The 14,245-nt window shown below is 59.9% G+C and carries 12 protein-coding genes and 1 pseudogene; 5 read left to right on the top strand and 8 right to left on the bottom strand.

Annotation, left to right across the window (positions count from 1 at the left end; translation table 11 throughout):
• Nucleotides 1–2: 2 nt before the first annotated feature.
• The 7 genes from JJ869_RS01300 to dusB form a co-directional block, all read right to left on the bottom strand.
• Nucleotides 3–1,460, bottom strand: coding sequence for a patatin-like phospholipase family protein (locus JJ869_RS01300; protein ID WP_292264163.1), 1,458 nt, complete (start codon nucleotides 1,458–1,460; stop codon nucleotides 3–5).
• A gap of 206 nt (nucleotides 1,461–1,666) precedes the next feature.
• Nucleotides 1,667–2,773 (bottom strand): SUMF1/EgtB/PvdO family nonheme iron enzyme, encoded by a 1,107-nt coding sequence (locus JJ869_RS01295; protein WP_292264162.1) that lies wholly within the window; start codon nucleotides 2,771–2,773, stop codon nucleotides 1,667–1,669.
• A 42-nt stretch (nucleotides 2,774–2,815) separates the two neighbouring features.
• A complete protein-coding gene (locus JJ869_RS01290) occupies nucleotides 2,816–4,231 on the bottom strand; it encodes a sigma-54 dependent transcriptional regulator (RefSeq protein ID WP_292264161.1) in 1,416 nt (471 codons plus the stop codon).
• Nucleotides 4,232–4,256: 25 nt separating this feature from the next.
• A complete protein-coding gene (locus JJ869_RS01285) occupies nucleotides 4,257–6,506 on the bottom strand; it encodes a PAS domain-containing sensor histidine kinase (RefSeq protein WP_292264167.1) in 2,250 nt (749 codons plus the stop codon).
• A gap of 144 nt (nucleotides 6,507–6,650) precedes the next feature.
• Entirely contained in the window at nucleotides 6,651–8,021 is a 1,371-nt protein-coding gene (locus JJ869_RS01280; protein ID WP_292264160.1) for a response regulator, read from the bottom strand.
• Nucleotides 8,021–9,130, bottom strand: coding sequence for an ATP-binding protein (locus tag JJ869_RS01275; protein ID WP_292264159.1), 1,110 nt, complete (start codon nucleotides 9,128–9,130; stop codon nucleotides 8,021–8,023). Before JJ869_RS01275 ends, JJ869_RS01280 begins: the two co-directional genes overlap by 1 nt.
• The gene (gene dusB, locus JJ869_RS01270) at nucleotides 9,127–10,068 is read right to left on the bottom strand and encodes a tRNA dihydrouridine synthase DusB (RefSeq protein ID WP_292264166.1); all 942 of its coding nucleotides are present in this window, start codon (nucleotides 10,066–10,068) and stop codon (nucleotides 9,127–9,129) included. The genes JJ869_RS01275 and dusB overlap by 4 nt, the downstream gene beginning before the upstream one ends.
• 228 nt (nucleotides 10,069–10,296) lie before the next feature.
• Here dusB and ispF point away from each other — a divergent pair.
• From ispF to JJ869_RS01250, 4 genes and pseudogenes are all read left to right on the top strand, one after another.
• Nucleotides 10,297–10,770, top strand: a pseudogene (ispF, locus tag JJ869_RS01265) (2-C-methyl-D-erythritol 2,4-cyclodiphosphate synthase); the annotation flags it as partial.
• Nucleotides 10,767–11,255, top strand: a complete 489-nt coding sequence (locus JJ869_RS01260; protein WP_292264157.1) for a phosphatidylglycerophosphatase A — start codon at nucleotides 10,767–10,769, stop codon at nucleotides 11,253–11,255. The pseudogene ispF and the gene JJ869_RS01260, both read left to right, overlap by 4 nt.
• Nucleotides 11,256–11,257: 2 nt before the next feature.
• Nucleotides 11,258–11,731, top strand: a complete 474-nt coding sequence (locus tag JJ869_RS01255; RefSeq protein ID WP_292264165.1) for a nicotinamide-nucleotide amidohydrolase family protein — start codon at nucleotides 11,258–11,260, stop codon at nucleotides 11,729–11,731.
• A gap of 157 nt (nucleotides 11,732–11,888) precedes the next feature.
• Complete coding sequence (locus JJ869_RS01250; protein ID WP_292264156.1) at nucleotides 11,889–13,067, top strand: ammonium transporter; 1,179 nt, start codon at nucleotides 11,889–11,891, stop codon at nucleotides 13,065–13,067.
• 54 nt (nucleotides 13,068–13,121) lie between these two features.
• On the opposite strand, the gene JJ869_RS01245 is transcribed toward JJ869_RS01250, so the two are convergent.
• The gene (locus JJ869_RS01245) at nucleotides 13,122–13,565 is read right to left on the bottom strand and encodes a type II toxin-antitoxin system RatA family toxin (RefSeq protein WP_292264155.1); all 444 of its coding nucleotides are present in this window, start codon (nucleotides 13,563–13,565) and stop codon (nucleotides 13,122–13,124) included.
• Nucleotides 13,566–13,637: 72 nt separating this feature from the next.
• Here JJ869_RS01245 and hpt point away from each other — a divergent pair, with 72 nt between their 5' ends.
• A complete protein-coding gene (hpt, locus tag JJ869_RS01240; protein ID WP_292264154.1) occupies nucleotides 13,638–14,180 on the top strand; it encodes a hypoxanthine phosphoribosyltransferase in 543 nt (180 codons plus the stop codon).
• Nucleotides 14,181–14,245 lie beyond the last annotated feature (65 nt).

Below are 14,245 nucleotides of genomic sequence, written 5' to 3'. Positions count from 1 at the left end.
GCTCAGGCGGGCAAGCAGGCGGCCGAATTCGGTCGGATCGAAGCGGGGCATGGCGGGTCTCCTCGGGCCTCGGAAGCCTCAGCATACCTCACTGGCACGTAAGAACAAAGAGCGAACCAACACGATTTGCTGACACCGCCCTGTTTCAAGTGAACACTATATCTCGAACCGCCTTCACTTGGCACAATCGGCTTAGAAAATAGCACCAAGACCCAACACGTATTACTCACGCGATCTGGTATCAAAAACTGATTAACTTCCAGAAAAACACCGTCACCATCATACACTCGAACCTCAGCTTCCGACGGAAATACGCCATTAGCAAGGGACAAACGAGATACATATGCATGAATTGGCTGATCCCTGACCTGAAAAACATCAATGAACCTGACTTCATCCAGAGTTTCCCCGACACCTTCCAAGCACCGTGCGGTAACCTCGAAAGTAGTTGAGATAAGATCACAATTCATATTTGAATGAGTTCGATAGGCAAACTCCCTTAAGCCATCTTCTATACTAATCGAATTATCATCAAAGTCTTTTGGCGCTACTACATTACTCTCTAGTGACTTGATACGATCAGAAAGACCCTTGAACCATTCAACAGTCTTCACCTCAACGAGTTCAAGTATCGAACTTCTTTCAAGCACGTCAAAATAGTTGTTGACGCTGAAAGTTGATAGTTCAACGCCATCATAGGCCGTTTCAAGTTCCAAAAAATTATTAACTCCGAGGACTTTCTTAGACTGGGCAACGCGTTCATTGATCACAGTTTCCAGAAGCCGCTTTGCGAGATCAGTAGCTCTGACAACTGGCGCGGAATGCCGATCAGGTTTGAAAGAAACGCCTATCGGAACTCCGTACTCAGATTTAATTGACAAAGGGGTTCCGAGCAACTCGACAGGTAAATTATCAAGAATACCACCGTCAATCTTTTGCCCACCGACCCGAAACAGAAACGGAAGTGCAGCAGAATCGACGATAGCCTGTACCAATGACTGATCTCGAGAAGCTGTTACGATCTTATGCTCCACGACGTCCGTTGAATTAATAAAACACGGTATACTCAAGTCTCCAATGGTTTGAGCGTTCACACCAGCAGTTGTAAGTGATTTCTCCACAATTGCAGCAAATTTACCTTCATCACCAAGCGCACGATTTGCTGCAGCAACTTTCCCAAGGTTAAACAACTTTTCCAGTAAAGTCGGCTCAGAAATATCTGGAAAATCTTGCAATATATCCTCACCACCTTTCAAGCGGCAATGGTACTGAACCAAAGCATCAATATTTGCTCTTCCCGCAAACAGAGCAGCAGCGATAGCTCCTGCCGAGGCTCCAGACACACGGGTCACTCGAATTATTTTATCACGCTCAAGCTTTTGTAGCGCTTTGATGACACCAAAAAACAAGGCCAACCGCGCACCGCCACCTTGAAACGCTATCTGTACATCGACAGTCAAAACAAACTCTCAAATTCGGATTGCATCGTTGGAAGCTAGTCGTTAAAAAAACTTGTCGTCAACATGAAATCTGTTGACCGTGCCGCCGATGTGGTAACCTGATACTTTTTCTGCATGGTATTATCGGCCCCCAACCTTACCAAACCCTTAATAGGTCCAGATCGGACCCAATGTTTCGCGCGCGAAACAATAGGGCCAGAACGGACCTATCCGCCCGGAGCGAGGTCCCGCGCCACGCGGAAGCCGACATTGGCCTGGCGGCGGGTCTTGGGGATGCCCACCCGGTAGCTCACCCTAAGGTTCTCCGGCGGATCGTCCCAGGACCCGCCCCGCAGCACCCGGCTGCTGCACGTCCCTCCCGTCCGCGCCGCCCCGTCCGAAGGCGCGCCGCGATGCGATCCGTTCCAGCAATCCGCCGTCCATTCCCACAGGTTCCCGATCATGTGCGACAGCCCGAACGGGTTGACCGGGAACACCCCGGCCGGCACCGGTGCCTCGGTCCCGTCGTTGCAGGCGGTGTTGCGGTGCCGGAACCGGCTCTCCGCCCCCGCCCCGTTCACCCGCTGACAGATCGCCGACAGCCCGCCGGGCCACGGGTACTGCTGATCCAGCGTGCCACGGGCCGCGTATTCGAACTCCGCCTCAGATGGCAGCCGCCACCCGCCGCGCGGGTCCTCGTCGTTGAGCCAGTCCACATAGGCCATCGCGTCGTCCCAGTTGAGGCAGGCCGCCGGATGATCATCGGTCACATCAAACCCCGGCGCGCCCCAATAGGCCCCGTCCCGCGACCGCATCCGCCCCTCGGGCGTCCAGACAAAACAGGACCGCCCCGTCCGCGTCCCCGTCGCCGCCTCGAAGGCGCGCATGTCGCCCACGGTGATCTCGGTCGCCGCAATCTCGAACGCCGCGATGGTCTGGCTGATCCTCGGCCCCTCGGCCCCGCCCTGCTCTGACCCCATCACCGTGTCGCCCCCGGGCACCCGCACCACGCGCGGACAGACCGTACAGGTCTCCTGCGGCGGGTTCACCAGCACCAACGATGTGCGCGGCGGTTCGGGTTGCGGCTCTGGCTCCGGCTGCGGCGCCAAGTCAGGACGGAGCGCAAAGAGCTGCGCCTCTGCCTCGCTGCGAAACAGGCCTTCCGGAAACGCCTCCAGATAGGCCTGAAACGCATCGGCGGTGTTCAGCTCCTGCGCAAACGCCCACGCCGCCCGGTCCACGCCCGAGCGGTCGATCTGCCGCGTGCCCTGCGCCCCCGCCATCCCGGCGGTCGTCATCAGGGCCAAGGCAGAGGCCAAAATCAGATGTCGCATGGTGAAAACCCGGTTCGTTTCGACATCCGGACAGATAATCCCTTACGACGCCTCTTCCACCTCATCCTCGAGATAGGCCACGCGCCCGCCGGATTTGGAGCCAGTGACCACGCCAAGAGACTTCAGCTTCCGATGCAGCGCGCTGCGCTCCATCCCGACAAAGCTCGCGGTGCGGCTGATATTGCCCCCAAACCGGTTGATCTGGGTGAGCAGGTATTCCCGCTCGAACGCCTCGCGCGCCTCGCGCAGCGGCATCGTGGCGAGCGTGCCCGACAGGACCACGCGCCCCTCTTCGTCGTCGGCCGTGGCCGTGTCCTGCGGCAATTCCCGCGCCGCGATGTCGCCGGTGCCGTCACCAAGGATAAGGACCCGCTCGATCAGGTTCTTGAGCTGCCGCACGTTGCCGGGCCAGACCATCGTCTGCAACAGCGCCACCGCATCCGGGCTGAGGCCGCGCTTCGGAAGGCCCTGCGTTTGGTTGAACAGGTCGATGAAATGCGCCGCGAGCATCGGAATGTCCTCGCGCCGGTCCTCAAGGCTGGGCACGGAGATCGGCACGACGTTCAGACGGTGATACAGTTCCTCACGGAACGTGCCCGCCGCGATTTCCGCCTGCAGATCGCGGTTGGTGGACGAGATCACCCGCAGATCCACCCGCACCTTGTCCGCCCCGCCGACGCGCTGGAATTGCTGATCCACCAGCACGCGCAGAATCTTGGACTGTGTGCCAATGGGCATGTCGGCCACTTCATCGAAATAGATCACCCCGCCATGCGCCTGTTCCAGCAACCCCGGCTCGACCCCACGTTCGGGGGTTTCGCGGCCAAAGAGCACCGCTTCCATGGTCTCGGGCGCCACGCCGGCGCAGTTTACCGTAATGAACGGCGCGCTCGCCCGGTTCGAATGCGCGTGGATGTAGCGCGCCGCGACTTCCTTGCCGCTGCCTGCAGGACCCGACAGCAAGACGCGCCCGTTGGATTTCGTCACCTTGTCGAGGTTGGACAACAGCCCACGATAGGCTGCACATTCACCGACCATCTGCGCCACATCGGTTTCGCGGCGCTTGAGCTTGTGGTTTTCGCGGCGCAAGCGGCTGGTTTCCATCGCGCGGCGAATGACCACCAGCAGCTGGTCGATATTGAACGGTTTTTCGATGAAATCATACGCGCCCTGCTTGATCGCGGCGACCGCGATTTCAATGTTGCCGTGACCCGAAATGATCACCACCGGCACATCCGGGTTATCACGTTTGACGGTCTTGAGGATGTCGATCCCGTCCATCTTGCTGTCTTTGAGCCAGATATCGAGGATCAGCAGAGAAGGTTCCTCTGCATTGATCTCGGCCATGGCCTCGGACGAGTTTCCGGCAAGCCGGGTTGTGTATCCTTCGTCTTCAAGGATGTCACCGATCAGTTCGCGGATGTCGCGTTCGTCGTCTACAATCAGTATATCGCTCATAACCTCACCCTTGTTTTTCTCTACATCACGTCTTGCGGGCGTCTTCGGAGCCCGCATCCAGTTCCAGAACGTTGATTTCGTTCTCTATTTTTGGAGACACCAGAATAGGCAGGCGGATCACTGCCATCGCCCCACGTCGGCCGCTGTCGTCAAATGGCTCTGCCGGTTCGAGCGTGAGTGTCCCGCCGTGTTCTTCGATAATCTTCTTGACGATCGGCAAACCCAAACCCGTGCCTTTTTCACGTGTGGTCACATAAGGCTCGAACAGCCGTGACGGATCTTCGGGCAGACCAATGCCGTTGTCGGAAATGCGGATCTCGGCCGCGTCTTCCATCGTCACACAGGACACGCGGATCTGTGGGGACACCGCTCCCTCGGGACCTGTTTCGATATAACTTTCAATCGCTTCCCCTGCGTTCTTGATAAGATTCGTAAAGGCCTGACCGATCATCGTCGCGTCGATTTCGGCCGGGATACCGTCTTCCGGCATGTCTGTCACGAAAGACACACTGGGCTGCCCGGCTTCCTGCAAAAGAACAACGCTGCGCAGGATATCAACGATGTCTTCGGGTTTGCGTTCCGGTTCCGGCATGCGCGCGAACTTGGAGAACTCATCAACGATGCGCCGCAAGTCATTGGTTTGGCGAACAATAACTTCTGTCAGCTGCTCGAGACTTTCGGCATCCTCGGTCCCAAGCACACGGCGAAACTTGCGGCGGATGCGTTCGGCGGAAAGCTGGATGGGCGTCAGTGGGTTCTTGATTTCATGCGCGATGCGCCGGGCCACATCGCCCCATGCGGCCATCCGCTGCGCGCTGACCAGATCGGTCACATCATCAAAGGCGATCACGTAGCCTTCAAGCCCACCATCCTCGCGCCGCCGCGTAGACAGCCGCACCAGCAGATTTTCCAGCCGACCCGCCCGGCTGACCTTGATTTCCTCCTGCGCGGTTTCGATGCCCTGTTCCCGCAGCCGTTCGAACAAAGGTCCGAACTCGGGGACGGCGACGGTGATTTCAACGCTGCGCTGGTTTTCCTGCCACGCCAGCAGCCGCTCGGCAGAGCGGTTGACGAAGGTCACGCGACCACCCGCGTCAAGCCCGACAACGCCCGAGGTCACAGAGGTCAGAACGGAATCGAACAGGCGCTGCCGTCGTTCGATCTGGCGCGTGTTGTCGAGCAACGTCTCACGCTGCCCTTTGAGCTGGCGTGTCATCTGGTTGAAGTAGCGGCCCAGCATGGCGATTTCATCGTCGCCGTCCTCTTCCTGCACCTTCACATCCAGATCACCCGCCCCGACCCGCTGCGCCGCCCCAGTCAACCGGCCCACAGGGCGGCTGAGACGCTCTGCAAACCACAGGCCCAGCCAGACGGCGGCGAGGATCAACAGGAAGGCAAAGCCAAGGTAGAGCAGCGCAAAATCAAACAGAACGCGGCCGCGGTCGTTTTCCTGCTGCTGGTAGAAGCGGGCCGTTTCCTGCGTGTCGTCGAGCAGATTGAGGATTTGGCCATCCACTTCGCGCGTGATGTAAAGATACCGGTCGGTAAAAGCCCGCAACGGGATCAGCGCACGCAACTCGTTGTTGTCCCAATCCTGAACAAGAGCAAACCCGATTGCCATTGCTTCGGCAAAAACATCTGCAGACGGGCGTTCAAAGTCGAAGAGATAGGATCCTTCGCCCCGCGCTCGGATTTCGCCCGCACCGTCGATGACATAAGCCTCGCGCAACCCGCGCTGGATCTGCGCCTGACCCTGGCTGAGCGCCTGGCGCAATTCGCCGTCATCCATGATGAAGGTGGCGCGGCGGTTGGCATCGAGGAATGCGGCCAAAGCCTGCGCATCCTGTGTCAGGCCATCGCGATGTTCCTGCTCATAGGCTTCGGCAGCAGACAGCGAGGCACCGACAACGTTGCGCACTCGCTCGGAAAACCATGTCTCAAGACCGATATTGATGGTAAGAACGGCAAAGACGGCGACGGTGATCGTTGGCAACAGCGCCATCAGCGCAAAGGCCCCCGTCAGCCGAAGATGCAGCCGTGACCCGGCGGATTTGGCGCGCCGGGCGGCGATTAGGTTGACCACACGACTGAGGACCAGAGCGGCCAGCAACAGCACGTAGATGAGGTCGGCCAGAAGCACCAAACGCAGGTTGAATTGCGCCCCGGTCCTGGTGTCGAGCGGCCCAAGAACGAGAATCGTCGCAATGGCAAGAACAGGTCCCAGAAGCACCAGACCAAGGGTCATGGCGTTCTGATAGCGCCGTTGCCGACGCATCCGGTTCAACCGGGTCCAATTCCACGAGCGCGCCCAGGTGGCCACAGCCAACCCCCGCCTAGATGTGCCGCGCAGCCCGGCTACCGCCATATGTTGTGTTTCAGGCCTACTGCGTCACCGCCAGAACACTATTATGTGGCAGTTTTACATCAACTTGCGGCGGCGTGTCACCTGAATATCGAGGTCGGTGATCTTCTTTCTGAGCGTATTTCGGTTAATGCCCAGCAAATCCGCGCACTTGGCCTGATTTCCACCGGTCGCTTCCAACGCGATTTCGATCATCGGAGCCTCGATCTCGCGCAAGATTCGCGGATAGAGGCCCGGTGGCGGCAGCATCGTGCCGTGCAAATCGAAATACCGGCGCAGGTGTCGGGCGACCGACGTGCTGAGTTTTTCGCTGTCGCCACCGCGCAGGACGGGGCCGGTTTCCGGCTGGTTGCCCAGAACGTTCTCGACTTCTGCGCGCGTGATTTCGTCAGCGCGCGAGGTCAGGCTCAGGCGGCGGACCACGTTTTCCAACTGTCGCACGTTACCGGGCCAACTGTAGGCGCGGAACAGGTCGGCGGCGTCTTCGGACAGAAACCGCTTGGCTCCGCCATCGCGTTCGGCACGAGCAAGGAAATGTTCGCACAAAAGCGCGATGTCATCGACCCGTTCGCGCAAGGACGGCACCGAGATTGTGGCCCCGCTGATGCGGTAATACAGGTCTTCGCGCACACCGCTGTCCGCGATGCCCTGTCCCGGATCGGACTGGCTGGTGGCGATGAAGCGGGGCACATGTTCGCCGGGTCCGTCCATCATGCGTACGATGCGGGCCTGCACCTCGTCCGGGACATCGGCCAGTTCGTCGATCAGAAGCGTACCGCCGCGCACCCGGGCAAGGATGCGCGCCGGGCCTTCGATATCGGAAAGGTCACTGGCCGTGACCGTGATGAACGGCAAGGATCGGCGGTCGGAAAAGTCGTGCAGCGCACGGGCGATCAGCGATTTGCCGGTGCCGGATTCGCCGCAGATCAGCACAGGCAGATCGGTGTTCATCACCTTGGCGACCAGACGGTAGAGCGCCTGCATCGCGGGTGTCTTGCCGATCAGTGGCAGATCGTCGGGCGCGTCGTCGATCACCCGGTCGGGCGACGGGCGCGATACGCGACTGCGGGAATCGAGCGCCTTGGCCGTGCGCTTCATCAGATCCGGCAGGTCGAACGGTTTGGGAAGATAGTCATAGGCCTCGGCCTCGGCGGCCTGAATAGCGGTCATGATCGTGTTCTGCGCCGAAATCACGATGACCGGCAGATCGGGGCGGTCCTGGCTGATCTTGGGCAGCATCTCGAGCCCATTGCCGTCGGGCATGATCACGTCCGAAATCACCACATCGCCTTTGCCTTCGGCCACCCAGCGCATCAGCGTGGTCAGCGACGAGGTCGCATGCACCTTGCACCCGGCCCGCGTCAGGGCCTGTGTCAGAACCGTGCGGATCGTGCGATCATCATCCGCGACAAGTACCGTACCATCCATCAGTTAGACTCCTTTTGTTTTCGCGGTGCCTGCGGCAGCGAAATGCGAAAGCGGGTTTTTCCGGGAACGCTGTCAACAGCGACCCATCCGTCGTGATCCGAGATGATCTTGCTCACCAGAGCGAGGCCAAGGCCGGTGCCGTTCTCACGCCCCGAGACGAAGGGATCGAACACGTCACCCCTGATATCAGGCGGCAGGCCGGGGCCATCGTCGATCACCTCGACCTGAAGCGGCAGGGACTGGCCGGTGCCATCGGCACGACGCAGGCTGTAGCTGTGTTCGTAATAGGTGTGCAGGCGAATGGTGCCGCCTGTTTTTGGGTCTGCTGCCTCGGACGCGTTCTTGATGAGGTTCAGGACCACCTGAAGCAATTGGTCCGCATCCCCCAAGGCCAGCGGCAGCGAGGGGTCGTAATCCTCTATGATCTTCATATGAGCGCCAAAGCCCAGCAAAGCAGAGCGACGGGCGCGGTCCAAAACATCGTGCAGGTTCACCGGCTTACTTTCGGGTGCCGACAGGTTGCCGAATTGCTCGACCTGTTCCAGCAGCTTCACGATCCGGCGGGTTTCGGCCACGATGAGATCGGTCAGCTCCAAATCCCCATTACTGAGGTTCATGCTCAGAAGCTGCGCCGCCCCGGTGATGCCAGCCAGCGGGTTCTTGATTTCATGTGCCAGCATCTCGGCCATGCCGATGGCGGATTTGGCAGCGGATTTGACGGACTGGCTCTGGTTCACGCGACCCGCCAATTCGCGCGGGCTGATGAGCAGGATCATGCAGCCTTCCATGCCTTGCACCGGCGCGAATTGCAGATTGCAGACCAATGGCGGACGGTTGCCCGTGCCAACATCCACGTCATTGACGAACAGCGGCGTTCCGTTGGCGCGGGCACGGACCAGACTGTTTTCCATCGGCGCATCGACGGTCAGGCGGTCCCAGATGGGCTGGCCCTTCAACCATTTGGCCGAGTTGTTCATGAACCCTTCAGCCGCGGGGTTCATGTCAAAGATGTTTTCATCGCTGTCGATGATGATCGCGGGAACAGGCAGAGACGACCAGATCAGCCGTTCATCCACCATTTCAACTTCATCGGACCCGTGCTCGCTCATGCAGCTTGCCTCACATCTGTCAAAAGCGCGTCCGGCAAGGCAGAGAGGACGTCTTTCGCGGCTTCGGCGGTCAGGATCGACTTGCGCAGGGTCGGCGCGGTTCCCGCGTCGTCCATGTACCAGCCCAGATGTTTGCGCGCGACGCGGTTGCCAAGATCAGCGCCGTAGAAATCAAGCATCGCTTCGTAGTGACCGGCCACCATGTCCACGAGCGCGCGGCCTTTGGGGATGTCCGGCTTGGGCGTGCCAAAGATGTCCGCCGCGATCTGCGCCAAAACCCAAGGTTTGCCCTGCGACCCGCGACCCACCATCACGCCGTCCGCACCGCTTTGCGCAAGCGCTTTGCGCGCCGTGGCGGTGTCCACGATATCGCCATTGGCGATGACCGGGATCGACACCGCGTCCTTGATCTGCAGAATGGCGGCCCAGTCTGCGTGACCCTTGTAGAACTGACAACGGGTGCGGCCGTGAATGACGATCATCGCGATTCCCAGCGCTTCGGCGCGCTGCGCCAGTTCGGCGGCGTTGTGCGTTGCGTCGTCCCATCCCAGCCGCGTTTTGAGAGTGACAGGAACATTCACAGCGCCCACCACTGCCTCGATCAGTCGACAGGCGTGGTCGAGATCGCGCAGGAGCGCCGAGCCGGAATAGCCACCCACGACCTTTTTTGCGGGGCAGCCCATGTTGATGTCGATCACCTGCGCGCCCATGCCCTCGACCATCCGCGCCGCTTCGGCCATCGCCTCGGGGGTGCGGCCTGCCAGTTGAACAGAGGTGTTGGCGATCCCTGCCCCCAATTCCGCCTTTTCGCGTGTACCCGGGCGCGCGGTCAGGAATTCCCCGCTCGCGATCATTTCGGACACGACGCGGCCAGCCCCGAAGCCCGACACCAGCGTGCGGAACGGCAGATCGGTGATGCCGGCAAGCGGTGCCAGCATCACGGGAGGCGAAATCAGGTTTAGTGGAACCGACGGTGTCACCGCTGCAATCCTTGATTGATGAATTTGAGCTACGCTGTGGTCGCATGCCATTCAATGATAATAGCCTGAAAAACAGACCAACAAAACGCACATGCCTAATTATTAGGCAAGCAGCCGGGGGAGATTGCACAGCCACCGGACAGACCTTAGACAGGCGCTACGATTTCAAGGGATGTGCAGATGAAAGTTCGGCTTGGCAATGGCTATGATGTTCACAAGTTCGGGCCGGGCGATCATGTCGTTCTGTGCGGTGCAAAAGTTCCCCATGATCAAGGGCTTGTCGGGCATTCCGATGCCGATGTCGGGATGCACGCGATCACCGATGCGATCTATGGCGCGCTGGCGGCGGGCGATATTGGCCGCCACTTCCCGCCCTCGGACCCGCAGTGGAAGGGGGCCGCGAGCGAGATTTTCCTCAGACACGCGGTTCAAATGGCGCGGGATGCAGGATTCGTGATCAGCAACGTGGATTGCACGCTGGTCTGCGAATTCCCCAAGATCGGCCCCCATGCCGACGCGATGCGAGCGGCGTTGGCCGACATCATGGATCTGCCGGTCGCGGATATTTCGGTCAAGGCGACCACATCCGAGAAACTGGGCTTCACCGGGCGCGGCGAAGGGATCGCGGCGCTGGCAACGGCCGCACTGGTGTCGGCATGAACAAGCTGATCGCAACCTTTTTTGGTGTTGGGTATCTCAAGCCCGCCCCCGGCACGTGGGGGTCCTTGGCGGCCCTGCCCGTCGCTTACGCGGTTCTGTCGATCGGCGGGTTCTGGCTTTTGGTGAACCTGACCTTCTTTGTCTTCATGTCCGGCTGGATCGCGACGCGCGAGATCACCAAAGAGCAAGAGGATCACGACCCGTCCTACATCGTCGTGGACGAAGTGGTGGGCCAGTGGATCGCTCTGTTTCCAGTGGCTTACGGGGCGTCGCGCATGTCGGCGGACCTGCTCGCGCTGTATCCCGGCTGGATCGCGGCCTTTGTGCTGTTCCGGCTGTTCGACATCTGGAAGCCTTGGCTGGTGGGACGGGCCGATGCCCGCGGCGACGCGTTGGGTGTGATGCTGGACGACGTGATCGCGGGTGTGTTCGCAGCCATCGGTGTGGCGGCCTTGGCGGCGCTGTTCCATCTGGTGCTGATGTGACCTTGGCTTTGGCGGAAGAGCTGTTGCAGCTGGCCGATGCGGCGGGCGCGACGGTGACGACCGCCGAAAGCTGCACAGGCGGCATGGTCGCAGCCGCGATCACCGATGTGGCCGGATCGTCGGCGGTGTTCGAGCGGGGATTCGTGACCTACTCGAACCAAGCGAAAGTCGAGATACTGGGCGTGTCGACTGCCACGCTGGAGGCCCATGGCGCGGTGTCGGAAGAGGTTGCCCGGGAAATGGCGCTGGGGGCGTTGGCTGCGGCGCAGGCCGATGTGGCGGTGTCGATCAGCGGAATCGCAGGACCCGGCGGGTCGGAGTTCAAACCCGAGGGGCGCGTCTGTTTCGGGCTGGCGACGACGCAGGGCGTCCAGACGAAAACCATCGACTTCGGCGCGCTTGGCCGGGCCAATGTCCGGGCGGCTGCAAGGGACGAGGCACTGTCTTTGTTGGCCGCAGCGCTGCGCAAGTTGTGACGCTTTATTGCGCAAACGCGCTGCTTTTTGCACAATATTTAAACAAAATCATGTCTGCATGAATTTCGGGCAGTCTGTTTGCAGTTTTGCCTCTTTTTTCCGCGAACCTGATCCGCTTTGACCTCGCGCAACAACGCCAAATCAAAGGATGGGACAGATGAACGGAGCCGATACGGCCTGGATAATCGTGGCAACAGCGCTTGTTCTCTTCATGACGCTACCGGGGCTTGCCCTGTTTTACGGGGGACTGGTGCGGGCACGAAATGTGCTGAGCGTGTTCATGCACTGTTATGCAATTGCCTGTTTGATGAGCGTTCTGTGGCTCGGCCTCGGCTATTCCATCGCGTTTGGTGATGGCAACGCCTACTGGGGCGGCTTGGGCAAGATGTTCCTGATGGGCGTCGGAACTGACGATCTGTCAGGCACGTTGCCCGAGGTTCTGTTCTTCGCCTTCCAGATGACCTTCGCCATCATCACCCCGGCGCTGATCGTTGGTGCCTATGTCGAACGGGTGGGTTTTGGCTTTGTCCTGCTTTTCTCGGCGCTGTGGATGCTGCTGTGCTACGCGCCGGTGGTGCATTGGGTCTGGGGCGGCGGGTTTCTTGCTGACGGCGGAAGCTTCGGCGAAACCGGTGTGCGCGACTTTGCGGGCGGCATCGTGGTTCACGAAACTGCGGGCATCGCCGCGCTGATCATCGCGGTGTTCCTTGGGCCGCGCAAGAATCGCGTCACCCCGCCCCACAATCCCGGCTATGTGATGCTGGGTGCAGCAATGCTCTGGGTTGGCTGGTTTGGCTTCAATGGCGGGTCGCAATTGGCTGCAGATGGCGGTGCCGCGATGGCGCTGACGGTCACGCATATCTCGGCCGCGACTGCGTCGCTGACATGGGCGCTTTGGGAAAAGGTGAAGTTCGGCAAGGCGTCGCTTGTGGGCATGGTCACCGGTACGATTGCGGGTCTGGCGTCGATCACCCCGGCTTCGGGCTTTGTCGGCCCGATTGAGGCGCTGATCATCGGGGCCATCGCGGGTGTGCTGTGTCAGGAAGCCGTGAACCTGATCCGCAACATGCTCAAGATCGACGACACGCTGGACGTGTTCGCAGTCCACGGCGTGGGCGGCATCTTCGGCACGATCATGATCGCCGCCTTCGGAGCAGGCAGCTTTGCCGCGCAGTTGGGATCATTGGCGATTGTCGGGGTGTTCTCCGTGGTGGTGACGGTGGTTCTCGTGCTGGTGGTCAAAGCCATCACGCCGCTGCGGGTCGATGCGGAGACCGAGAATTCGGGGCTCGACATCATGGTGCACGGCGAACGGGCCTACGACCACGCCTCCTGATTTCAGCATGAACATCAAAACGGAAAGCGGGCGTCACAGCCCGCTTTTTGCGTTTCAGCTGTAAAGCTCTGCTGCGCGACGCTCAAAAGCACGGACGATGCGTTGCATGGCTTCGTAAAAGAACATGCCTGCCGCGCCCTGCAGGATGCGGTTCTTGAATTCGAAATCGACGAAGAACGTCACCTCGACACCCCCATCCACATCCTTGAACGCCCAGTTCGAATGCATGTGACGGAACGGGCCATCCAGATATTCGGTGTCGATCTTCTGTTGCTCCGGCCACAGCACCACCCGGCTGCCGAACCGTTCGCGGAACACTTTGAAGCTGATCACCAGATCCGCCAGCATTTCCTCGTGATCGCCCCGATCCTCGCGCGAGCGGATTCGCGCGGCGGCGGTCCAAGGCAGAAACCTCGGGTAATTCGCCACGTCCGCGACCAGATCGTACATCTGTTGCGCCGTGTACGGCAGGGTGCGGGTTTCGGAATGTGTGGGCATCTGCTTTTTTGTTTTGACCGTGACAGTGGCGGGGGATGTCGTATTGTGCGCGCGAAAAATCAAGGGAAACCTATGTCAAAGCGTCCATATGTCATCGACGAAATGATCTCGGCCAAGGCCATTGCCGCCCGGATCGAGGAATTGTCACACGCCATCAAGGAAGAATTCCGCGACACCAACAAGCTGGTGGTCGTCGGTCTGCTGCGCGGCAGCTTCGTGTTCATCGCTGATCTGGTGCGCGAACTGGACCTGCCGGTCGAGGTCGATTTTCTTGAGGCGTCGTCGTATGGCGATGCGATGGAATCAAGCCGCGAGGTGCGGATTCTCAAAGACCTGCGCGGCCAGATCGAAGGGCGGGATGTGCTGGTGGTCGAAGACATCGTCGACACCGGACATACGCTAAAACACGTGGTGGGGCTGCTCGAATCGCGCAATCCGGGGCGGTTGCGGACGATTGCTCTGCTCGACAAGCCGTCTCGACGCGAAGCTGATGTGGCGGCCGATTGGATCGGGTTTTCGATCCCGGATGAATTCGTGGTCGGCTATGGCATCGATTACGCACAGCGCAATCGTAACCTGCCATATATCGGGAAGGTTCGGTTTCCCGAGGCGTGAACTGGCAACATCTTTTGCGGATGGCACACTGGGCGCGCAACCCGCCCAACCCGGCGCGCGTGAAG

The sequence above is a fragment of the Marivita sp. genome, assembly GCF_017643905.1.
Classification (GTDB): Bacteria; Pseudomonadota; Alphaproteobacteria; order Rhodobacterales; family Rhodobacteraceae; genus Marivita.
Note: the sequence above shows the minus strand (reverse complement) of the source record. Positions and strands in the feature narration are given on the sequence as shown.